The organism is Pseudomonas sp. URIL14HWK12:I5 (genome assembly GCF_900176445.1).
Taxonomy (GTDB): Bacteria; Pseudomonadota; Gammaproteobacteria; order Pseudomonadales; family Pseudomonadaceae; genus Aquipseudomonas; species Aquipseudomonas monteilii.
On record NZ_FWXQ01000009.1, the window covers coordinates 191,906 to 213,195 of the forward strand.

Genomic DNA, 21,290 nt, shown 5'->3' on the forward strand with positions numbered 1-21,290 from the left:
TCACTTGCCCCCGCCGGTCAGAATCTGCAACGGCGCGAGGCCGCGTTGCACACTTGAGTTGACCATGTTGGAGATGCCGTTACCCGCGCCCCCGGTGCCACGGCCGCCAGACAGGTTGGGCAATTGGTTCTGGTTGCCGAGGTTGCCCCCCAGGTTGTTGGTCTGCTGGGTAATCATGTTGCTGATGCCGGCGCCACTGCTGATGCTGGCGAAATCGCCATCGCTCAGTTCGTTGGTTTGCTTGAGCACGTGGGCAGAAGGGTTGGCGTTGACAGTGGTCGGGCTCGGGTCAGGGATCAAGGGCGGGATCGTCGCGTTGCGCACCTGTACGTCGCGCTTGATGATGATGATTCCTTTGTCTGCGTGGGCCGTGAGGCTCATCGCCCCCAGTACACAACCCGCCAACAACAGGTGATAGAGGCGTTTGTCACTCTTCCTCACGACGGCAACTCCTTCTTTGAGCGCTGGCCTTGTTCAGCGATGCAAAGGACAGAGCAGATGGTGTGCCGCTTTTGAGAATCTTTTTCAGATCAGACAGTTAGGGCGAAAGGCTGACAAACTGCGGCGCATTCTGTCTCAGCGGTGAAACAGCCAGCCGTGCGCATTGCTGGCCAAGCCAGCTGTGGCCTTGATTGGAAGGGTTTTTGCAGGGGTGTTTCATGGGGTTGACACTGCCCCCGAAACGGGGGAAAAGCCCGCAATTCCGGGGGCTTTGCCCCACTAGAGTGTGTCAGTGGGTTAACACTCGGCGGGGCAGGATGGCGCATCGCTATCAAGTAGCGTAGCAACGGCTTGCAAGGCCAGCAACTGGCGCTGCGGCCAATTGCCCTCAACTATCTGGTGCGCCTGATTATGCTGTTTCAGCCAGGCCAGGCTGTCGTCGAAAAAACGCTGGCGGTCGTTGATGTCGGGTTGGCTGCGCTGGCCATCGGCAACCCAGTCCACCCCCTGTGGGCTCAGCAGCAGGTGCAGGTCGTAGTGCCGTTCAAGCAAGGCTTGTTCCAGCCAGGCCGGGCAGTCATTGAACAAGGCGCGGCTCCAGAGCATGTTGCTGAGCAGGTGGGTGTCGAGGATCAGCAGCGGTGGTGCCTGTTCGCGCGCCCGGTCTTCCCAGGCCAGCTGGCCGTGGGCGATGGCAGGGATATCGGCATAGCAGGTATCGCGGCACTCCTGGTCGATGAAGTGGCGCACGTACTCGGCCACCACCACACCGCCGAAATGCGCCTGGATCACACCGCTGAGCCAGCTCTTGCCGCTGGATTCGGGGCCGCACAGCACCAGGACCTTCATGGCGTGTTGTGTGCTCATGCTTGCGCCAACGCCGGGTCGCGGCGCCATTCCAGCCAGCCGCGTACGGCAATCAGGGTGAGCACGGCAAAGAAGCCTGCCGTGAAGTACAGCTGCTGGTGCAGGTACAGGCCTACATAGACGATGTCTACGGCCACCCACAGCGGCCAGCATTGCAGGCGCTTCTGGGCCATCCACAGTTGCGCCACCAGGCTGAAACCGGTCAGGGTGGCGTCGAGCCAGGGCAGGGCGGCATCGGTCCAGTTGGCCATGGCCGTGCCCAGGGCTGCGCTCAGCAGTACCCCGGCAGCCAGGCCGGCAAATAACGCTGGGCCTTGCAGGCGCGATACCTGGCGGGCATCTTCGGTGTGGCCGGGGCGTTTCCATTGCCACCAGCCGTACAGTTGCAGGATGGCGTAGGCCAGTTGCAGCAGCATGCCCGAGTACAGCTTTACCTCGTAGAACAGCCAGCCATAGATCAGCACCATGACCAGGCCGATTGGCCAGCACCAGGTGTTTTGTTTGACCGTGAGCCAGACAGCGGTGACGCCGAGGACGGCGGCGATGAGTTCAAGGCCGGACATCGGCGATCCTTGGCGGCTGTGGGGAGGGGCGCGATTGTAGCGGGTCGGCTGGGGAAGGTGTAGGGCGCAGTAGGTGGGATGCATCGGTTCTCTGTGGGAGCGGGCATGCCCGCTCCCACAAAAGAGGCCGGCGTCAAACCCGGAACTGGCGCAGCAACTGTTCCAATTCCTCGCTCAATTGCCCCAACGCCACCCCGGCATCACTGGACTGACGTGCCGCATCAGCCGTCTGTTGGGACAACCCGGCGGTATCCAGCACATTGCGGTTGATCTCCTCGACCACATGCGACTGCTGCAAGGTGGCGCTGGCAATGGAGGCATTCAGCACGGTCAGGTTGGTCAGTGCCTGGTTGATGGCGTCCAGGCTGGCGCCGGCTTCGCGGGCCTGCTCGACGGTTTGGCGCGAGGCTTCACTGCTGGTGTCGATGGCTTTGACCGCTGCATCCGACTGGCTTTGCAGGTGTTCGATCATGGTATGGATCTCGGCCGTCGATTGTGCCGTGCGCTGGGCCAGCAGGCGAACTTCGTCGGCGACCACGGCAAAGCCTCGGCCTTGTTCCCCGGCCCGCGCCGCTTCGATGGCCGCATTGAGCGCCAGCAGGTTGGTCTGCTCGGCGATGGAGCGGATGACATCGAGCACACCGCCGATGCGCGTGCTGTGGCCGGCCAGGTCGCGAATCACCTGCACGGCCTGGTCGATGGTCAGCGACAACCGGTCGATCTGCGCCAGGCTGCCATGAATCGCTTGCTGGCCATGGGTTACCTGCTGCTGTGCGGTGCGCATTTCCCCGGCGGCCTGTTCGGCAGTCTTGGCCACGTCCTGCACGGCATAGGTCACCTCGTTCACGGCGGTGGCTACCTGGTCCATCTGTAGCGATTGTTGGGCGCTGTGCTGCTGTGCGGCGCCTGCATTGTCGCCGACGTGCCCGGCGGACTGAGCCAGCGCGTGGGCCGCCCCTTGCAGCTGGCCGACCACACCCTGCAGCTTGCCGTTGAAACGGTTGAAGTGCTCGCCCAGGTGGGTGATTTCGTCACGGCCGTGGGTGTCCAGGCGCCGCGTCAGGTCGCTTTCGCCGCTGGCGATATTGCCCATGGCCTGCACAGCCTCCTGCAAGGGGCGGGCAATGCTTCGCGCAATCAGCAGGACCACCAGTGCCATCAGCAAGGCAATAGCCACACCCACCAGCGAGGCATCGCGCAACTGGCGGGCGAATTCGGCCTGCACGTCATCGACGTACACGCCCGAACCGATGATCCAGCCCCAGGGTTTGAACAGCTGTATATAGGAAGTCTTGGCCACCGGCTCGCTGGCACCGGGTTTGGGCCAGCGGTAGTTGACCGGCCCTGCATCCTGCTGGCGGGCCAAGGCGACCATTTCGTTGAACACGGCAAAGCCGTCGGGGTCGCGAATGGCAGAAAGGTCCTGGCCATCGAGCTTGGGGTTGGCCGGATGCATGATCATCTTTGGCCCCAGGTCGTTGATCCAGAAGTAGTCATCGTGGTCGTAGCGCAACGCACGTACCACCTGCAGTGCCTGTTGCTGGGCGGCTTCGCGGCTGAGCGTGCCGGCGGCCTCCAGCCCTTGGTAATAGGCCAGCACGCCAGCGGCGGTCTGCACCACATGGCGGGTTTTTTCCGCTTTGGCCTGGTAAAGGTCACCGTGGATCTGGCGCAGCATGAGCAGGCCCAGCACTACCAACATGGCCACCGCCACCACAAGGATCAGCCACAGGCGCCGGCTGATCGACATCGATCTCAACGTGTTCATCCAGGAGCTCCCGCATTGTTCTTTTTATTGAGGTGCATCCAAGCATGCTTTGCGACAGGCCCCCACCCGACTAATGGCTAAGTGCTATCTTTGAAATAGTCTGCAGCAGGTCGCGTAAAGCGATTGCAAAGGCGCTCTGCTAGGATTTCGGCCGCGCAAGATGAAACCTTTAGCGGGCGTGAACTTTTCTACTGGCGTTGCGCCCAACAGTCGCTGTAAAACAGCCGGGCCGCGTGCGGCAAATTCAAGCAAATCAAGAACAAGGGGCCCGCAGCAAGCGGCGCTCCATCCGGGGGAATGATGGATTTTTGGACTGCCTTCCAGGCAATCATCTTAGGCGTGGTCGAAGGGCTGACGGAGTTTCTGCCGATCTCCAGTACCGGGCACCAGATCATCGTCGCCGACCTGATAGGTTTTGGCGGTGAGCGGGCCATGGCATTCAACATCATCATTCAGCTGGCAGCGATCCTGGCGGTGGTGTGGGAGTTTCGTGGCAAAATTTTTGAAGTGGTGTTTGGCCTGGCCAGCCAGCCCAAGGCGCGGCGTTTCACCGGCAACCTGCTGTTGGCGTTCATGCCGGCGGTCGTTCTGGGCGTGCTGTTCGCCGACCTGATTCACGAGTACCTGTTCAACCCGATCACCGTGGCGGCGGCATTGGTGGTGGGTGGCGTCATCATGCTCTGGGCCGAGCGCCGCGAGCACCGCGTGCAGGTGGACCATGTGGACGACATGCGCTGGACCCATGCGCTGAAGATCGGCTTCATCCAGTGCCTGGCAATGATTCCGGGCACTTCCCGCTCGGGCTCGACCATCATTGGCGGCCTGCTGTTCGGCTTGTCGCGCAAGGCCGCGACCGAATTTTCGTTCTTTCTGGCGATGCCGACCATGGTCGGTGCAGCGGTGTATTCGGGTTACAAGTACCGTGACCTGTTCCAGCCCAGTGACCTGCCGGTGTTTGCCATTGGCTTCGTGACGTCGTTCATCTTCGCCATGATCGCCGTGCGCGCGTTGCTCAAGTTCATTGCCAACCACAGCTACGCGGCGTTTGCCTGGTATCGCATTGTGTTCGGCCTGCTGATTCTGGCGACCTGGCAGTTCGGCTGGGTTGACTGGTCGACAGCTCATGGCTGAGGTGTTGCGCGGGCAACGGGCGCAGGGCGTACGCAATGTGCGCCTGAAACTGCTGCTGTTGGGGGTATTGTGCCTGTTGCCCGGGTTGGGCGCTGCGCGCATGGCCTGGAACGACCAGGCCTGGTGGCCGCTGGCGCTGTACCCGGCCATGAGCCTGATCAGCCTGTTGCTGTATTGGCAGGATAAGCAACAGGCGCGTACCCAGGCCTGGCGTACGCCCGAGAAAGTGCTGCATGCCAGTGAGCTGTTGGGTGGCTGGCCGGGGGCACTGGTGGCGCAGCAGGTGTTCCGGCACAAGACCCGCAAGGTTTCGTACCAGCTGGTGTGCTGGGGGATTGTGCTGGTGCACCAGGTGTTCTGGGCGGACTGGCTGTTTTTTGAGGGGCGTTATCTGCCCTTCAATTGATTATTGCCTGTACCGGCCTCTTCGCGGGTAAGCCCGCGAGGAGGCCGGTACAGGTAGTTCACATCATCAACCCTACCTGCAAGCGCTTCGGCAGCCGGCGCACCACCAACTGGTGCGAGCGCTGCAGCAAATCTGTCAGCTCATCACGCCCCATGGAGTAGGGCTGCGCCATGCTGATCCATTTTGCCCGCGCCAGATAGGGCGCAGGTCTTACCCCTGGGCGGTCGCAGTAGCCGAGAAACAGTTCATCGGCCACCTTGAACGACAAACCCGCACCGGCCAGGTCGAGCACGGCGAACATCTTGTTGCCCGCTACTGAAAACACCCGAATGCCACCCCATTTGTAGTCTTCTCGGGCACCCGGCAGGCTCAGGCAAAACGCTGCCACTTCGGCTTCGCTCATCTTCCCCTCAGACATACCGTTCTCCACAGGCCTCGAATGATGCCGCCAGGTGATCGATCCATACCCGAACTGCAGGCAGTACACCCCGCCGGTGGGGGTATACCGCTTGCAGGTAGCCACCCGGTAGCGACCAGTCTGGCAGCAGGCGCACCAGTTCGCCGCGTTCCAGTTCTTCTTCGCAGAACATGCTGGGCAGCGCAGTGAACCCTAGTCCGGCCCGTACAGCAGCATTACGTACTACGAAATCATCAATGGCCAGGCGCGGCTCCAAAGCAATTTCCTGCTGCTTGCCCTGTGGACCGAGCAGGCGGAAGTGTACCAAGCGGTCGGCTTCGGCGGCCCCCAGCACGGGCAACGACGCCAACTCTGCAGGTTCGCGAATGTGATCGGCGAACCCGGGGGCAGCCACCAGCTGCATTTGCGCCTGGCGAAGGCGGCGGGTGACCAGCGCCGGGTCTTCATCGCCCAGGTCACGCACGCGCAGCGCCACGTCGATGCCTTCGGAAATCAGGTCGACCCGGCGGTTGAGCAGCACCATGTCCAGTTGCACCAGCGGGTACTGCTCAAGAAAACGGCTGATCACATCTGGCAGGAACGCGTGTGCCAGCGCCACCGGGCATGACACCCGCAAGCGCCCGCGCGGTTCACTGCTCATGCTGGCTACGGCTTCATCGGCAGCTTCGGCTTCCAGCAGCATGGCCTGGCAATGATGCAGGTAGCGTTCACCTACTGCGGTGAGCTTGAGCTGCCGCGTGGTGCGTTGCAGCAGGCGCGTGCCAAGGCGTTCTTCCAGTTCGGCGATGCGCCGCGACAGGCGCGACTTGGGGATGCCCAGCTGGCGCCCGGCTGCGGCGAATCCACCGGCTTCGACGACGCGCGCGAAGTAAAAAAGGTCGTTAAGGTCTTGCATGGGCCTGTCTCACTGTTCCACCTGTGGGACAAACTAACGCATTTTTGCCTCCTTATCAGCCATTGCGCACCCCGGTAGGATTCTCCCCATCGTGATCGCCCACTGACGCGGTCTTCAATCACAGGAGAGTCCCATGAAACTGTTGCACATCGATTCGAGCATCCTGGGCGACAATTCCGCCTCCCGCCAGCTGAGCCGCGAAGTGGTCGAGGCCTGGAAAGCAGCCGACCCAAGCGTGGAAGTGGTTTACCGTGACCTGGCCGCTGACGCCATCGCCCACTTTTCCGCCGCCACCTTGGTAGCTGCCGGTACCCCTGAAGACATGCGCGATGCTGCCCAGGCTTTTGAAGCCAAGCTCAGTGCTGAAACCCTGGAAGAATTCCTGGCTGCTGATGCTGTAGTCATTGGCGCGCCGATGTACAACTTCACAGTACCGACCCAACTCAAGGCCTGGATAGACCGCGTGGCCGTTGCCGGCAAAACGTTCCGCTACACCGAAGCTGGCCCGGAAGGCCTGTGTGGCGACAAGAAGGTGGTGCTGGTTTCCACCGCCGGTGGCCTGCACGCTGGCCAGCCGACGGGCGCGGGGCATGAGGACTTCCTGAAAGTATTCCTGGGCTTCATCGGTGTCACCGACCTGGAAATCGTCCGCGCCCATGGCCTGGCCTATGGCCCGGAACACCGTAGCCAGGCGATTGACGCTGCCCAGGCTCAGATTGCCAACGAGCTGTTTGCTGCTGCCTGATGGCAAGGATGGGGCCTGTCACGGCCCCATTGCGCTCCAGTGGAATCGCATGCTGGCAGGACATCACCGCGTAGTTGCCAAGCTCGTCGCCCAAGGCGGCACCGATTTTTGCGCCGCGGTCGACCACTACCACGCGTAACGCGGCGTCTTCACCCAGGATTTTGCGCAGCCGTGCCGGCCTCAAGGTAGACCCTATCGAGGGTCAGCAGTGTTACCAAGGCCTGCGGGAGTGCTTCAAAATGTTGGCGGCGTGATCACCCAGATCACCACGGCATCCACTTCGCCGGGGTTGCCATAGCGATGGGGTTCCTGGCTGGAAAAGCTGAAACTGTCGCCTTCACCCAGCTGGAAATGCCGCTCGCCCACCCAAAGCTCGAAGCTGCCGCTGAGGAGGTAGCCAGCTTCTTCACCCTCATGGCTGTAGCTTTGCTGGCTGTAGGTGCCCGGGGGGAAGCGTGAGTGCAGGATTTCCAGCTGGCGGTTGGGTTGCGGGGTAAGCAACTGATCGACAATGCCATCTTCGTAATGCACGCTCAGGCGGCTGTTGCGCCGGACAACGTAACCCTGGTCTTCGGGGGCGGTGGTGGCTTCGCTGGCAAAGAACCACTGGATGGTCACGCCCAGGCTGCGGGCGATGTTGAACAACGCGGGGATCGACGGATAGGAAAGGTTGCGCTCCAGCTGGCTGATATAACCGGCAGTCAGTTCACTGTGTGCAGCCAACTCCGCCAGCGTCATGCCACGGCGCTTGCGCAGGCCGCGGATGCGGGTGCCCAGGAACTGCGGCGCTGCGCCCCCGGCTTCACTGGCGGGGGGCTGGGGAAGTTGGCTCATGCACGTCGGTCCATCGTAAAAGCCGCAGTATGTACAGCCTCAGAGCGACCAGGCAACCGTCAGGCCGTCGTGAATCGCTTCTTCGGCGGTGCGCGGCGCCAGGCAGTCGCCAACGCGCCGCACTTCCACCAGGCCAGCCAGCTCGCTGGCCAGCCTGTCTTCAGGCTGATGACCCAGGCACAGCACCAGGGTGTCGATACCCTCGAAGATCATCGGCTCGCCACTGGCGGTGTGCTGCAAGTACACCGTGTTGTCGTCGCTGCCATACAGGCGCGCGTAAGGGGTGATGGGGATGCCCAGGCGATGCAACTCGCCGGCCAGTTGATCACGCACGTACAGCGGCAGGCTTTCGCCGCAATGGGTACCGTTAACCGCCAGCTGCACGTGATGCCCCTCGCGCACCAGGCGTTCGGCGATGCCTGGGCCGATCCAGTCGCAGCGCCAGTCGATGACCAGCACCGAGCGCCCCGGCTTCACTTCATTGCGCAATACCTGCCAGGCGTCGACCACCTGCAAGTCACCGGTGCGTTCGAACGCTGGCCAGTAAGGGGTGGCACCGGTGGCGGCAATGACCAGGTCGGGGCGCTCGCGCTCGACCAAGGTGCGGTCGACCCGGGTGTTGCGCACGACTTCCACGCCGGCCAGGGCCATTTCCCGCTGCAGGTTGGTGCTGGCCCCACCGAACTCGGCGCGGCGCGGTAGCAACTGGGCCAGCAGCACCTGGCCGCCGAGCTGGGGGCCGGCCTCGTACAGTGTTACCTGGTGCCCTCGGGCAGCGGCCACGGCGGCGGCCTTCATGCCAGCTGGCCCGCCGCCGGCCACGAGGATGCGCTTGGGGCTGGCCGTGGGCGTCAGTTGCCCGTATTGCAGTTCTCGGCCGGTTTCGGGGCGCTGGATGCAGGAGATGGCCAGGCCACGGTGGAAGTGGCCGATGCACGCCTGGTTGCACGCGATGCAGGCGCGTACATCTTCGACCTGGCCGCGTTCGGTCTTGTTCGGCATCAACGGGTCGCAGATCAAGGCTCGGGTCATGCCGCAGACATCCGCCTGGCCGCGGGCCAGAATCAGTTCGGCTTCCTGGGGCTGGTTGATGCGCCCGGTCACGAACAGCGGGATAGCCAGCTGTTGCTTGAAGGTAGCGGCCTCGCGGGCCAGGTAGGCGGGCTCGATGGCCATGGGCGGCACGATATGCAGGGCGCCACCCAGTGATGCTGAAGTGCCGGCGACGATGTGCAGGTAGTCGAGTTGGCCCTGCAAGGCAACTGCGGCGGCCAGTGACTCATCCTCGCTCAGGCCCTGGCTGTCACGTTCGTCGGCGCTGATGCGCAGGCCGATGATGAACTGCTCGCCGGTGGCGGCTCGCACGGCGGCCAGCACTTCACGCAGGAACCTCAGGCGTTGTTCCAGTTCACCGTTGTAGCCGTCGCTGCGCAGGTTCACACGTGGGTTGAGGAACTGCGCGGGCAGATAGCCATGGCTGGCCACCACCTCGACACCATCCAGCCCGGCCTGGTGCAGGCGACGGGCGGCGCTGGCGTAGCCCTGGACGATTTCATCGATCATCGCCTGGTCCAGCGCGCGCGGCATGACGCGGAAGCGTTCGTTGGGCACCGAAGACGCCGAGTACGCCACCGCCAACAGGCCGTCTGCCGACTCCATGATCTCCCGCCCGGGGTGAAACAGCTGCGAGAGCACCACGGTACCGTGCGCATGGCAGGCCTCGGCAAGCTGGCGGTAGCCGTCGATGCAGGCATCGTCGGTGGCCATCAGCACATGCGAGGTGTAGCGGGCGCTGTCATGCACCCCGGCAACTTGCAGCACGATCAGGCCTACGCCCCCGGCGGCGCGGTCACGCTGGTAGGCGATCAGTTTGTCATTCACCAGATTGTCGGTAGGCAGGCAGGTATCGTGGCCGGTGGACATGATGCGGTTCTTCAGGCGTTTGCCGCGGATCTGCAAGGGTTCGAACAGGTGAGGGAAGGCGGTCTGCATACAGGCGGCTCCGGTGCGGTGTTGTTCTTGTTTTGTTTATGAAAGTGTAGCGCCAGTAAAAAATCAACTTGTTTTTTTACTGGTGCGCGACTAGGTTTTGTTCACCCTCACGGCGAGGGCGTGACCTCACAACAACAAGAAAACGGGCCTTCGCGGCACCGGAAGGAGGAAACTACGATGCAGGTATTCCCATGTGTGAGCGGCCTTTGTACGGCGCTGCTGGCCCTTGGCCTGGGCAGTGCGCAGGCCGCGCCAGAGATGGTCGTGGTCGCTTATGGTGGTGCTGGCCAGAAGGCTCAGGACGAGGCGATCTTCAAGCCGTTCAGTGCGCAGGACGGCAGCAAGTTGATCCAGAGCGAATACAACGGCGAGATGGCGCGGATCCAGGTGATGGCCGACACCGGTAACGTCGACTGGGACGTGGTGCAGATCGAAGGGCCGGACTTGATGCGTGGCTGTGACGAGGGCGTGTACGAGCACCTTGACTGGAAACGCCTGGGCCATGCCGCCGAACTGATCCCTGATGCAGCGCAGGACTGCGGCTCGGCTGCGCTGGTGTGGAGCGTGGCGATCGCTTACGACCGCAACAAGCTGGCCCAGGCACCGACATCGTGGGCCGACTTCTGGGATGTGAACAAGTACCCGGGCAAGCGCGGCCTGCGCAAGCGTGCGGTGTACAACCTGGAGTTCGCCCTGCTGGCCGATGGGGTCAAGGTTGAAGATGTCTACCAAGTACTGTCGACTCCGGCCGGGGTTGAACGTGCCTTCGCCAAACTGAGTGAACTCAAGCCCTACATCCAGTGGTGGGACGCGGGCGCCCAGCCAGCGCAGTGGTTGACTGCAGGCGATGTGGTGATGACCTCCACCTACAGCGGCCGCATCGCCGTGGCAGCACAACAGGGCAGCCCGCTGGCCGTCGTGTGGCCCGGTAGCCTGTATGGCATGGATTACTGGGCGATCATAAAAGGCTCGCGGCATGTGGATCAGGCCAATCGGCTGATTGCCTATGCCAATCAACCGGATACCCAGGTGCGTTATGTGCAGCAGATTCCGTATGGGCCTACCAATACCCAGGCTGCTGCCAGGCTTGACCCGGCCTTGGCCGACTGGGTGCCCACTTCGCCACAGAACCTGCAAGGGGCGCTGGCGATGAATGTGGAATTCTGGGTTGACCATGGCGAAGAGCTGGAACAGCGCTTCAATGCCTGGGCGACCAAGTAGTTTCGTGCCATTTCATCAATCAGGGCAATGACCATGACCGCAACGGAACAGCACTTGCGCCAGGAGTTGGCGGCTTGTTATCGGCTGATCGCGCACTTTCGCATGAGTGACCTGATCTTCACCCACATTTCCCTGCGCCTGCCGGGGCCGGAGCATCACTTTCTCATCAACCCGTACGGCCTGCTGTTCGATGAAATCACGGCCTCCAGCCTGGTGAAGATCGACCTGCAGGGCAGGCTGGTGGAACCCACGCCGCACTCGGTCAACCCGGCCGGCTTCGTCATTCATAGCGCCATTCATGCCGCCCGCGAGGATGCCCAGTGCGTGCTGCACACGCATACCCGGGCCGGGTGTGCAGTAGCGGCGCTGGAATGTGGGCTGCTGCCGGTGAACCAGATGTCTATGGAGTTTTACGGCAAGGTGGCTTACCACGCTTACGAGGGTATTGCGCTGGACATGGATGAGCAGCAACGGCTGGTGGCCGATCTGGGCGACAAGCCGGTGATGATCCTGCGCAACCATGGCCTGCTGACAACCGGGCGCAGCGTGGTCGAAGCTTTTCTACGCATGTATTACCTGGAGAAAGCCTGCGAGATCCAGTTGGCGGCGCAGAGTGCCGGGCAACTGGTTTTTCCGCCCCCGGCGGTGTGCGCGCATACCGAGCGGCAATTCAATGACCCGGGCAGGGGGGTGAAGCAGGGGGAGCTGGCGGACCCGGATGCACTGCAATTGGCATGGGCGGCGCTATTGCGGATGCTGGAAAAGACCGCGCCTGGCTTTCGGGATTGAACGGATGCAGTAACAGTCACTGTTGCGCAACCCTTGGCCACAACTGTGCTGGTCGCTGCCGAAGGAATAGCCTTATGCTGTAACGAAATATGTCTAGAAAAGCCTGAAGAAGGAACCCGCAATGCCGCTCAAGGACCTGCTCATCGCCCTGGTGGTGATTGTCGCCTGGGGAGTCAACTTCGTGGTCATCAAGGTTGGCCTCGATGGCTTGCCGCCGATGTTGCTGGGAGCATTGCGCTTCTTGTTGGTGGCGTTTCCGGCGATCTTGCTGGTCAGGCGGCCCAAACTGCCGTGGCGCTGGCTGATCGCCTACGGGGCCACCATTTCGCTGGGCCAGTTCGCCTTCCTGTTCCAGGCCATGTACAGCGGCATGCCGCCAGGGCTGGCCTCGTTGATTTTGCAGTCGCAAGCGTTCTTCACCCTCGGTTTCGCGGCATTGTTCCTGGGTGAGCGGCTGCGCCTGGCCAGCGTGCTGGGGCTGCTGGTGGCGGCCAGCGGCCTGGCATTGATCGGCAGCGAAGACGGCGGCCATGTACCCATGCTGGCGCTGGTGCTGACCCTGTGCGGCGGTGCCATGTGGGGCCTGGGTAACATCATCACCCGGCGGTTTGGTTCGGTTGACCTGGTAGCACTGGTGATCTGGGGCGGCCTGATCCCGCCGTTGCCGTTCCTGGCGTTGTCCTGGTGGCTGGAAGGGCCTGAGCGCATTGGTCATGCGCTGGCCAACATCAGCTGGAGCTCGGTGCTGGCGTTGGCGTACCTGGCCTTTGTCGCCACCATGCTTGGCTACAGCTTGTGGAGCAAGCTGTTGTCACGCCACCCGGCTGGCAAGGTGGCACCTTTTTCGTTGCTGGTGCCGGTGATTGGCCTGAGTTCGTCTGCATTGCTGCTGGGCGAACGGCTGACCGCAACCCAAGGTTGGGGGGCATTGCTGGTGATGGCCGGGTTGCTGGTGAACGTGTTTGGTGCGCGGCTTGGCCAACGCTTGCGCGCGGCCAACGCGTAAAGCGGCCCCATCTGCCGGACTGCGCTCTGTTAGAATCGGCCTCTTTTGCCAGGCCAGCGGAGCGCACCCATGATCATTTCTACCACCAGCCAGCTCGAAGGCCGCACGATTGCCGAATACCTGGGCGTGGTCAGCTTCGAATCGGTGCAGGGCATCAACTTCGTGCGCGATTTCTTTGCACGCTTTCGTGATGTGTTCGGCGGCCGTTCGCAAACCCTGGAGCGCGCGCTGCGCGAGGCGCGCGAGCAGGCAACCGAAGAACTCAAGGCTCGGGCACGCCAGTTGCAAGCCGATGCGGTAGTGGGTGTGGATTTCGAGATCAGTATTCCGTCGGTACAGGGCGGTATGGTCGTGGTATTTGCCACCGGTACGGCAGTGCGCTTGAAGTAGAGCGGGTTGCCACTGGTCGGGTGCCGGAATCTTGTCCGGGCGGTCCGCAAATGACCAGCTAGTCTCATTTTCACAGGCCGCGTTTCCTGGGCAGCTCTTCTGGTTGCCGACGCGACCGCCACTGGAGGGAGACAGGGCATGAGCGAATCCTTTTTCGAAGACCTGAATGACGCGTTCCCGATCAACAGCCAGGTGCGTTGCGGCCAGGCGGCCTTTCGTCTGGGCTTCGCCCACATGACGCTGGATGATTCCGAACAGCTCCAGCCTGCACACCTGCAGCGCAGCAAAAAAGGCCGCTTCATGCCGCGGGTTCCGCTGAAGAAGTGAATCCCGCCCCCTACATGACCCCGCTGAATGGCGGGGTTTTTATTGCGCTTTGTTGATCCGCCTCATGGCATTGCCGGGTAGCACTCGCCGGCTGGCCGAGGTTGTGGTTTTCTGGTGGGGCATTCCAGTAACGGAGGATTGAATGCTCATGCGAGTCAGGGAACAGACCTATTGGCAGTGGGCCGACGCCCAACTGCACAGCCGCAGCCACGATGAAGCCCTCAGTGACGGCACCACGCTGGATGTGCAGGTGCGCCTGTCACGCCTGGGGGCCACCCAGCTGTTTTTGGGGTTGTACGCTGGAGATGGGCGCGCACTGCTGGAGGAGTACTACCCGACACGGCCGGGTGAGACCATGACCCGCGCCCTGGTATGGGGTGTCAACCGCGCCCGGGCGATGGCAACCGGTGCCTTGCCCTTGCCAGAAAACTGCAGCCAGCGGCGCCAGGCATGAAAAAGCCCGGCCAAAGTGGGCCGGGCTCAGGTATAGGCGGGAACCCTCAATTGAGCGGTTCGATCACCTTGACTGCCTGCTGCTCACGGGCAGCGGGCCATTCTTGTTGCAGGGTCTGCAGCACGCGGCCAACGAACTCGGTGTCGGCGGCGGCCTTCTTGCCGACGTAGCCCTGGCCACGGCGGTAGACCTTGAAGCGTGCACGCATGCTGGGCAGGTGCTCTTCAAATTCATCTTCGACGGTGTTCGGTGGCAGGCGGTCGAGGCGCACTTCACCGGTTTGGCTGACCCACAGCAGGTGGTCGTCAAGGCTGTCTTTGCGCACGGCGAACAGCTGGGCCAATTGGTCGATAGTCGGATTGTTGTTCAAGTTCATCATAAAGCCCCCATTACCCATTCGTAGGTGATTTTCACAGTTGGCGCTACCACGGTGTAGCGCACTACCAAGGCTGCTACAGCAGCATCGCAACAGGGGCTTTCTCACGCTGCCTTTTGGACAGTTTCCCTCTCCACGGACGGCCTGCGTTACCGCGCAGGCCGTCTGGAACACCCTTGCCACCGCTCCCGATCGGGGAGACGGCTTCATCATGCACAAGGGCGATGAACGGCGTCAACCATTTTGTAGTGAATATTTTTTGGCACTACATTTCTGTCGTTTTGTTCGACAATCGCTGCTCGTACTACAGGCCGGACAGTATCTCGAAGGCGGCGCGCACCCGCGCTTCGTTCGGGTAGTTTCGGTTGGCCAGCAACACGATCGCCAGCTGTTCGGAAGGCACGAACGCGGCGTAGGCCCCAAAACCGTTGGTTGAACCGGTCTTGTTGTACCAGGCAGCCGGCTGGGCGGGCAGGGCCGGTTGCAAGCGTGTGGTTGCCTGGGGTTCACGGATCAGCCGCGGGCTGTTGCCATCGACCAGCGTGGCCAGGGTTGCCGGGTAGGGGTAGCGTTCCCAGCCCAGGCCCTGCGTCATGGCGCCGACCTGGAAGTAGCCTTGCTGGGTGATGTCGATGGCTTTCACCAGTGCCGGTGGCAAGCCTTCAGGCTGCATCTGCAGGCGCACGTAACGCAGCAAGTCGCTGGCACTGGTCTTGATGCCGTAGGCTTCGTCGGCGTACGGGCCGGGGCCAACGCGCACCGGTTTTTCGGCGGCATCGTACCCTTGGGCATAAAGGCCCTGGGCGCTGGCCGGGATGTGCAGGTACGTGTTCCCCAGGCCCATTTTCGGCAGCAGGCCTTCGGTCATCAGTGTGGCGAACGGCTGGTGCTGCGCGCGGGCGGCAAGGTCACCAAACAAGCCAAGGCTAGGGTTGGAATAGCAGCGTTGCGTACCGGGCTTGGCGTGGGGCTGCCAGTGTCGGAAGAAATCGACGACCTGCTGCGGGCTTTGCACTGCATCCGGGAACTGCAAGGGCAGGCAGTCGGCACTGTAGGCGCCCAGTTCCAGCACCGTCGCGTCGCCGATGGGCGTGCCGGCCAGCGCCGGGTGGTAGCGCTTGGCCGGCGCTGTGAGGTCCAACTGGCCCTCGGCACTGGCCAGTGCAGCCAGGGTGGCGGTGTAGGTCTTGCTCACCGAACCGATCTCGAACAGCGTGTCACGGCTCACCGGCACGTTGTCGGCCTTGCTGGCCACGCCGTAGCTGAAGTAGTGCGCGTGGTCGCGGGCGTAGATGGCCACGGCCATGCCACTGATGCCTTGCGCCTGCATCAGTGGGCGGATGATACGGTCTACCTTGGCTTGCAGCTGGTCATCGGCCTTGGCGTTGGCATGGCCCAAGGTGAGGGTAATGGCGGCCGCGAGCGCGGCCAGGCGGGAGAGGGGCATGGTGGGGGTCCTTTTGTGGAGCGTGTCCGTTGAGCGATACCAGTGGGGGTTCCGGCGTTAGCGGCGAAAAGCCGCAGACCTTATCGTTTGCCCTTGCACAATGACAAGATGGACACAGTGATGAAGTATTTGCGCATGTTATTCGACAATTTCACCCTGGCCTTGCTCGGGGTGGTGCTGATAGCCACCGTGCTGCCTTGCTCGGGCGATGGCGCAGTGTATTTCGGTTGGCTGACCAACCTGGCCATCGGCCTGCTGTTCTTCCTGCACGGCGCCAAGCTGTCGCGTGAGGCGATCATTGCCGGTGCCGGGCACTGGCGCCTGCACCTGCTGGTGTTCTCCTGCACGTTTGTGCTGTTCCCGCTGCTGGGCCTGGCCTTCAAGCCGCTGTTCGTGCCGCTGGTGGGTAATGAACTGTACCTGGGCGTGCTCTACCTGTGTGCCTTGCCTGCTACCGTGCAGTCGGCCATCGCGTTCACTTCGCTGGCCCGTGGCAATGTGCCGGCGGCCATTTGCAGTGCTGCCGCGTCCAGCCTGCTGGGCATCTTCCTTACCCCGTTGCTGGTGATGATGCTGCTGGGCGCCAGTGGCGACACCGGCTCTGGCCTGGATGCCGTGCTGAAGATCACCCTGCAACTGCTGGTGCCGTTCGTGGCGGGGCAGATTGCGCGGCGCTGGATCGGCGCCTGGGTCAAGCGCAATGCCCGTTGGCTCAAGGTGGTGGACCAGGGCTCGATCTTGCTGGTGGTGTACACCGCCTTCAGCGAGGCAGTCGTCACCGGGCTGTGGCACACGGTATCGCCGCAGCATCTGGCCGGGTTGTTCGCCGTGTGCGGGATTTTGCTGGCGGTGGTGCTGTTCGGCACTCGTCTGCTGAGCAAGGTGCTGGGCTTTGACCTGGAAGACCGTATCACCATCCTGTTCGCCGGCTCCAAGAAGAGCCTGGCGACCGGCGTACCGATGGCCCAGGTGTTGTTCGTGGGTAGCGGCATTGGTGCGATGATCTTGCCGCTGATGCTGTTCCACCAGATCCAGCTGATGGTCTGCGCGGTGTTGGCGCAGCGTTATGCCAGCCGAGAGCAGGTGGCAGAAGAGGCATCGGCGGCGTCCTGAAAAACCAAGCGCAGCGGACGCGCCCACAGCGTCGCGCACCGCTGCTGCTATCTGGCCTGGCCCGAGCCGCGTTCGCGCAGTGCTTTGCCCACCTCTGCCTCGATCTTGTAGGCCGGTCCCTCCAGGTCGTCGTAGTCGCGCGTATAGCGCCGGGCGAATTCCTCTACCCCCAGTTCCTGATATTGCTGCACATGCTTGAGCTCATGCGCCCACAAGGCCACGTTGTTTTCGGCGTCGTCGGCCCGGCGGAAGATGATCGTGTCGATCAGCGTCACAGCGTTCACATCAGGGTTTTGCAACAATGCATTGGCCGCGCTCATCTGCTGTTCGTCACCCACCCGGAAGCGCGCTGCGTCAAGCACGGCAAAGTCGTACCAAGGTTCGAGTTGCGCCCGGATATGCAGCGGGATTGGCTCGACGCCGTTGGCGGTGGCCTCATCCCTGGCCTGGCGCAAGGCGAACGTCAGGCTGGAAGACGCCATGACCTCCACATCCTTGAGAATCTGGCCGGCCTGACCAGGGTCTATCGGTGCACAAAAACACCCCATCAGGCACACTTGGTATTGCCCGGGTGGGCACGCTTGTTCGGCAAGCGCGGGCAGCGCCAGCGTGAGGCCCAGTAGCAGGCTAATCCGCTTCATGCAGAGCCTTTTCGACAAACTGGCGGCTTGCGTCCAGCACCTGCGACTGCACCCGCTCAGTGGCCAGCATGCGCCCGACCATCAACGCACCGACGCATTGGCTGATGAGCACCCAGGCCAGTTGATCATCCTCCAGTGTTGCACTCCAGGCCTGATGCAGGCTGACCAGCCAGTGCTCGGCCTCTTCGCGCACGGGTGCGGCGGCCCGGGCGATTTCCACACCCAGCGGCGGCAGCGGGCAGCCACCCTCGGCATTGTTCAGGTGGGCCAGGCTCAGGTATTGCTGCAGGCAACGGCCCAGCCGCTCGCGGCTTGCCCCCGAACTGGCCAGGCGTGCCAGCGGGCTGTTGCACAGCTCCTGGCGTACCACTTCAGTGAACAGGTCGTCTTTGGACGGGAAGTGGTTGTAGAAGGCGCCGCCGGTCAGGCCGATCGCTTTCATCAGCCCGGCCACGCCGGTGCTGGAAAAACCTCCCCGCTTGGCCAGCGCGCCGCTGCTGGCCAGCAGCCGCTCGCGGGTTTGCTGTTTGTGTTCATGGGAGTAGCGCATTCACATGCCTCTGCACACGGACTTGACGATGATCGCGATCTTAACATAGCGTTCGTTTACTAAACGATCATTCACCAATGGAGGCAGGCATGGCAGAACAACAAAAAGTAGTGCTGGTGATTGGTGCGGGCGACGCCACCGGGGGTGAGATTGCCAAGCGCTTCGCCCGCGAGGGTTATGTCGCTTGCGTGACCCGGCGCCAGGCCGAAAAACTGCAACCGTTGCTGGAGGAAATACACGCTGCCGGCGGCCAGGCCCATGGGTTTGGTTCTGACGCGCGCAAGGAGGATGAAGTGGCCGCGCTGGTCGAGACTATCGAGCGTGATATTGGCCCTATCGAGGCGTTTGTCTTCAATATCGGTGCCAATGTTCCCTGCAGCATTCTTGAAGAAACCCCGCGCAAGTACTTCAAGATCTGGGAAATGGCCTGCTTTGCCGGTTTTCTCACGGCTCAAGCAGTTGCCCGGCGCATGGTCCAACGTGAGCGTGGCACCATTCTGTTCACTGGCGCCACGGCTGGCACGCGTGGTGCAGCCGGGTTCGCCGCTTTTGCCGGGGCCAAGCATGGCTTGCGTGCCCTGGCCCAGAGCATGGCGCGCGAGCTGGGGCCGCGGAACATCCATGTCGCGCATGTGGTGGTAGACGGGGCCATCGACACGGCATTCATCCGTGACAGCTTCCCCGAGCGTTACGCCCTCAAGGATCAGGATGGCATCCTCGACCCCGCGCACATTGCCGACAGTTACTGGTTCTTGCACGCCCAGCCGCGAGACGCCTGGACATTCGAACTGGACCTGCGCCCCTGGATGGAACGTTGGTAAGCCCCTCTCACCCAGCAAGGACCGAAACCCATGCACAACACCCTCGATTTCTATTTTGACCTGGGCAGCCCGGCCAGCTACCTGGCCTGGACGCAACTGCCGGGCCTGTGCGCTCGCCAGGGTGCCACACTGCGCTACCGGCCAATTTTGCTGGGAGGCGTTTTCCAGGCGACTGGCAATGCTTCGCCGGCCATGATCCCGGCCAAGGGCCGCTACATGTTCACCGACCTGGCGCGCTTTGCCGCTCGGTATGGCGTGCCCTTCGGCATGCCGCCGGGGTTCCCGGTCAATACGCTGAGCTTGATGCGCGGCGTGATCGGCACCCAGTTGCATTCACCGGAGCGGTTCGAGTCATTGCTGTCGGCGCTGTTCAATGGGCTGTGGGGGCAGCGGCGTAACCTGGGCGACAGCGCCGTTCTGGATGAAGCACTGACAGCGGCAGGCTTCGATCCACAGGCTTTTCACGCACTGACGGCTGACGGTGAAGTGAAGGCGGCGCTCAAGCAGGCGACCGAAGCGGCTGTGGCGCGTGGGGTGTTTGGTGCGCCGACCTGTTTTGTGGGTGAGGCGATGTTCTTTGGGCAGGACCGCCTGGACTTTGTCGAGGAGGCGTTGAGTCAAGGGGCTAGCAGCTTTTCCAGCTGAGTGCGCTCCCCCGGTACTGCACAAGGCTCAGGCTTTGTGCAGTACCGGGGGAGCTGGCTTGCCTGCGATAGGGCCTTGAGTCAGAAGAAGGTGCCGACAATCAGTTGCATATAGGCTCCGGTATCCCGGCTACCCAGTTGCGTGCCCCCATTATCCGCACTGCGCTCCGGCTTGTAGAACCCCACCAACGGGCTGATCAGCAGGTGGTCGTTGACCATCCATTCCACATACAGGTCCAGCTCCCGCCCGCCGAGGTTGCCCGGGTCCGTGTCCAGCGTGTCGAAGTCGAAGTACAGTGCGCCCACAGTCAGGTTGTCCCGCGGCTTGCCTTTGAGCGCCATGTGGTGCACTTGGCTGTTCTTGTTGAACGGCCCGGCATAGTTGGCCGCCACTTCACCCTGGAACCAGGTGCCATAACCCCGGCTCAGGCCATAGAACAGTGGGTCGAAACCTTCGGAAAAGCGGCTGTAGCGGTAGGTGGCGGTGGGCGACCAGGGGAGCTCGGAGAACGTCCAGCTGCCCTCCAGGTACCAGGCATTCTCACGCCCGCCGGCCTTGTCCTGGGTCACGTATTCGGCGGCCAGCTCCAGGTCTTTCACGCCCAGGTTACCGCGCCCGCGCAGGCTGGCGGTGTCCATGCCGTCGCGGTGCTCCAGACCCATGATCTGCGCGTAGCGCTGGTCAACGTCCAGGCCGCGTATCCAGCTGAGGCCCACGGTGCCGGCGTCGGCGACGTGTTCCAGGTTGGCTACTGCCAGCGACGTGTCGGCCTGGTAATGGTTGTCGGACTTCAGCCACATCAGGTCGCCGCGCCAGCCTTGTTTGCCGCCCAGGCGCAGGACTGCGGTGCGGTCGAAGGCTTTACGGGCGGCCAGGTAGTAGGCGCCGCCACGGTCGAAGTTGGCGCCCAGGTCGACCTTGCCCAGGTTCACCGGGTCACCCTGAATGAGGAAGCCGTCACCCAGTGTCACCACCTGGCGGCCGCCAGAAATGTCTACGCCATCTTCGCCCAAAGCCGGGAACAGGTTGGCCGAGCGCCAGCCCAGGTAAAGGTCTTCGATGGCGGTGCGGCGTTCGTCGCCCAAGGTCAGGCCGGCGGCGTCGCCGTCGCCCCAGGTGGCGGAGCTGAGCAGGTTGAACGCGCCGTAGAATGCGCCTGCATCGGGCAGGGCCTGGCTGCCGCTGAGGCCGTATTTGACGTAGCCCTCCTGCCAGGCGGTGCTGCCGGGCTGGCGGTTGCCGGCCTGGTTGAAGCTTTCGTCGCTGTGGAACACGCCAAACAGGGCTTCGAGGTCGGCGTTGAGGGTGGTGCCGTTGTGGTTGTACAGCTCGTGGGCCTGGGTGAGGGGGGCGGTGATCAGCAGGGTCAGCGTGCAGGCGAGAGTGTGCCTCATGGTGTGCTCCATGGTTTTTTATTGTTGTTTTCGGGCTGCCTGTGCCGGCCCTTTCG

25 protein-coding genes and 1 pseudogene are annotated in these 21,290 nt (G+C 62.7%); 12 read left to right on the forward strand and 14 right to left on the reverse strand.

The window, feature by feature from the left end:
- The 4 genes from B9A31_RS20805 to mcpP all read right to left on the reverse strand — a co-directional run bounded on the left by B9A31_RS20805 (position 1) and on the right by mcpP (position 3,639).
- The gene (locus B9A31_RS20805; protein ID WP_019098573.1) at positions 1-441 is read right to left on the reverse strand and encodes a hypothetical protein; all 441 of its coding nucleotides are present in this window, start codon (positions 439-441) and stop codon (positions 1-3) included.
- Between the two features lie 297 nt (positions 442-738).
- Entirely contained in the window at positions 739-1,308 is a 570-nt protein-coding gene (locus tag B9A31_RS20810) for an AAA family ATPase (RefSeq protein WP_019098574.1), read from the reverse strand.
- A complete protein-coding gene (pnuC, locus tag B9A31_RS20815; protein ID WP_025753008.1) occupies positions 1,305-1,871 on the reverse strand; it encodes a nicotinamide riboside transporter PnuC in 567 nt (188 codons plus the stop codon). Before pnuC ends, B9A31_RS20810 begins: the two co-directional genes overlap by 4 nt.
- A gap of 133 nt (positions 1,872-2,004) precedes the next feature.
- Entirely contained in the window at positions 2,005-3,639 is a 1,635-nt protein-coding gene (gene mcpP / locus B9A31_RS20820; RefSeq protein WP_019098576.1) for a methyl-accepting chemotaxis protein McpP, read from the reverse strand.
- A 300-nt stretch (positions 3,640-3,939) separates the two neighbouring features.
- Here mcpP and B9A31_RS20825 point away from each other — a divergent pair, with 300 nt between their 5' ends.
- Both B9A31_RS20825 and B9A31_RS20830 read left to right on the forward strand, forming a co-directional pair.
- Positions 3,940-4,770, forward strand: coding sequence for an undecaprenyl-diphosphate phosphatase (locus B9A31_RS20825; RefSeq protein ID WP_025753007.1), 831 nt, complete (start codon positions 3,940-3,942; stop codon positions 4,768-4,770).
- Positions 4,763-5,176, forward strand: a complete 414-nt coding sequence (locus tag B9A31_RS20830) for a DUF1294 domain-containing protein (RefSeq protein WP_019098578.1) — start codon at positions 4,763-4,765, stop codon at positions 5,174-5,176. Before B9A31_RS20825 ends, B9A31_RS20830 begins: the two co-directional genes overlap by 8 nt.
- A 58-nt stretch (positions 5,177-5,234) precedes the next feature.
- Here the strand turns inward: B9A31_RS20830 and B9A31_RS20835 are convergent, their stop codons facing one another.
- Both B9A31_RS20835 and B9A31_RS20840 read right to left on the reverse strand, forming a co-directional pair.
- The gene (locus tag B9A31_RS20835) at positions 5,235-5,594 is read right to left on the reverse strand and encodes an MmcQ/YjbR family DNA-binding protein (protein ID WP_019098579.1); all 360 of its coding nucleotides are present in this window, start codon (positions 5,592-5,594) and stop codon (positions 5,235-5,237) included.
- A complete protein-coding gene (locus B9A31_RS20840) occupies positions 5,587-6,489 on the reverse strand; it encodes a LysR substrate-binding domain-containing protein (RefSeq protein WP_019098580.1) in 903 nt (300 codons plus the stop codon). Before B9A31_RS20840 ends, B9A31_RS20835 begins: the two co-directional genes overlap by 8 nt.
- 133 nt (positions 6,490-6,622) lie before the next feature.
- On the opposite strand from B9A31_RS20840, the gene B9A31_RS20845 reads away from it, so the two are divergent.
- Positions 6,623-7,234 carry an FMN-dependent NADH-azoreductase gene (locus tag B9A31_RS20845; protein WP_019098581.1) on the forward strand — a complete coding sequence of 204 codons (612 nt, stop codon included), beginning with the start codon at positions 6,623-6,625 and terminating at the stop codon, positions 7,232-7,234.
- Positions 7,235-7,313: 79 nt separating this feature from the next.
- On the opposite strand, the pseudogene B9A31_RS27570 reads toward B9A31_RS20845, so the two are convergent.
- The 3 genes and pseudogenes from B9A31_RS27570 to B9A31_RS20855 form a co-directional block, all read right to left on the reverse strand.
- A pseudogene (locus B9A31_RS27570) lies at positions 7,314-7,424 on the reverse strand (hypothetical protein); the annotation flags it as partial.
- Between the two features lie 44 nt (positions 7,425-7,468).
- Positions 7,469-8,068 (reverse strand): helix-turn-helix domain-containing protein, encoded by a 600-nt coding sequence (locus B9A31_RS20850; RefSeq protein ID WP_019098582.1) that lies wholly within the window; start codon positions 8,066-8,068, stop codon positions 7,469-7,471.
- A gap of 39 nt (positions 8,069-8,107) precedes the next feature.
- On the reverse strand, positions 8,108-10,060 hold the full coding sequence (locus tag B9A31_RS20855; protein WP_027609820.1) for an oxidoreductase: 1,953 nt from the start codon (positions 10,058-10,060) through the stop codon (positions 8,108-8,110).
- Between the two features lie 177 nt (positions 10,061-10,237).
- On the opposite strand from B9A31_RS20855, the gene B9A31_RS20860 reads away from it, so the two are divergent.
- From B9A31_RS20860 to B9A31_RS20885, 6 genes are all read left to right on the forward strand, one after another.
- Positions 10,238-11,281 carry an ABC transporter substrate-binding protein gene (locus B9A31_RS20860; protein ID WP_025752990.1) on the forward strand — a complete coding sequence of 348 codons (1,044 nt, stop codon included), beginning with the start codon at positions 10,238-10,240 and terminating at the stop codon, positions 11,279-11,281.
- A gap of 33 nt (positions 11,282-11,314) precedes the next feature.
- The gene (locus B9A31_RS20865) at positions 11,315-12,070 is read left to right on the forward strand and encodes a class II aldolase/adducin family protein (RefSeq protein ID WP_019099051.1); all 756 of its coding nucleotides are present in this window, start codon (positions 11,315-11,317) and stop codon (positions 12,068-12,070) included.
- A 121-nt stretch (positions 12,071-12,191) separates the two neighbouring features.
- The gene (locus B9A31_RS20870; RefSeq protein WP_019099052.1) at positions 12,192-13,076 is read left to right on the forward strand and encodes an O-acetylserine/cysteine exporter; all 885 of its coding nucleotides are present in this window, start codon (positions 12,192-12,194) and stop codon (positions 13,074-13,076) included.
- A gap of 69 nt (positions 13,077-13,145) precedes the next feature.
- Positions 13,146-13,466 carry a YbjQ family protein gene (locus tag B9A31_RS20875; RefSeq protein ID WP_084297324.1) on the forward strand — a complete coding sequence of 107 codons (321 nt, stop codon included), beginning with the start codon at positions 13,146-13,148 and terminating at the stop codon, positions 13,464-13,466.
- A gap of 138 nt (positions 13,467-13,604) precedes the next feature.
- Complete coding sequence (locus tag B9A31_RS20880) at positions 13,605-13,793, forward strand: hypothetical protein (RefSeq protein ID WP_003253897.1); 189 nt, start codon at positions 13,605-13,607, stop codon at positions 13,791-13,793.
- A gap of 142 nt (positions 13,794-13,935) precedes the next feature.
- Positions 13,936-14,247, forward strand: coding sequence for a hypothetical protein (locus B9A31_RS20885; RefSeq protein ID WP_025752985.1), 312 nt, complete (start codon positions 13,936-13,938; stop codon positions 14,245-14,247).
- A gap of 46 nt (positions 14,248-14,293) precedes the next feature.
- Here B9A31_RS20885 and B9A31_RS20890 read toward each other — a convergent pair whose 3' ends face one another.
- Both B9A31_RS20890 and ampC read right to left on the reverse strand, forming a co-directional pair.
- Positions 14,294-14,626 (reverse strand): hypothetical protein, encoded by a 333-nt coding sequence (locus tag B9A31_RS20890; protein WP_003253895.1) that lies wholly within the window; start codon positions 14,624-14,626, stop codon positions 14,294-14,296.
- A gap of 301 nt (positions 14,627-14,927) precedes the next feature.
- Entirely contained in the window at positions 14,928-16,070 is a 1,143-nt protein-coding gene (ampC, locus tag B9A31_RS20895; protein ID WP_027609817.1) for a class C beta-lactamase, read from the reverse strand.
- Positions 16,071-16,190: 120 nt separating this feature from the next.
- Between ampC and B9A31_RS20900 the strand changes: the two genes are divergently transcribed.
- On the forward strand, positions 16,191-17,183 hold the full coding sequence (locus B9A31_RS20900) for a bile acid:sodium symporter family protein (RefSeq protein WP_371105380.1): 993 nt from the start codon (positions 16,191-16,193) through the stop codon (positions 17,181-17,183).
- A gap of 47 nt (positions 17,184-17,230) precedes the next feature.
- Here the strand turns inward: B9A31_RS20900 and B9A31_RS20905 are convergent, their stop codons facing one another.
- Positions 17,231-17,824, reverse strand: a complete 594-nt coding sequence (locus B9A31_RS20905) for an eCIS core domain-containing protein (RefSeq protein ID WP_025752978.1) — start codon at positions 17,822-17,824, stop codon at positions 17,231-17,233.
- Positions 17,811-18,374: a TetR/AcrR family transcriptional regulator gene (locus B9A31_RS20910; RefSeq protein WP_019099058.1), complete on the reverse strand. Its 564-nt coding sequence runs from the start codon at positions 18,372-18,374 to the stop codon at positions 17,811-17,813. Before B9A31_RS20910 ends, B9A31_RS20905 begins: the two co-directional genes overlap by 14 nt.
- A gap of 89 nt (positions 18,375-18,463) precedes the next feature.
- On the opposite strand from B9A31_RS20910, the gene B9A31_RS20915 reads away from it, so the two are divergent.
- Entirely contained in the window at positions 18,464-19,195 is a 732-nt protein-coding gene (locus B9A31_RS20915; RefSeq protein ID WP_019099059.1) for an SDR family oxidoreductase, read from the forward strand.
- Positions 19,196-19,225: 30 nt separating this feature from the next.
- Positions 19,226-19,840 carry a 2-hydroxychromene-2-carboxylate isomerase gene (locus B9A31_RS20920; RefSeq protein ID WP_019099060.1) on the forward strand — a complete coding sequence of 205 codons (615 nt, stop codon included), beginning with the start codon at positions 19,226-19,228 and terminating at the stop codon, positions 19,838-19,840.
- Positions 19,841-19,920: 80 nt separating this feature from the next.
- Here B9A31_RS20920 and B9A31_RS20925 read toward each other — a convergent pair whose 3' ends face one another.
- Positions 19,921-21,234 (reverse strand): alginate export family protein, encoded by a 1,314-nt coding sequence (locus B9A31_RS20925; protein WP_019099061.1) that lies wholly within the window; start codon positions 21,232-21,234, stop codon positions 19,921-19,923.
- Between the last annotated feature and the right edge of the window lie 56 nt (positions 21,235-21,290).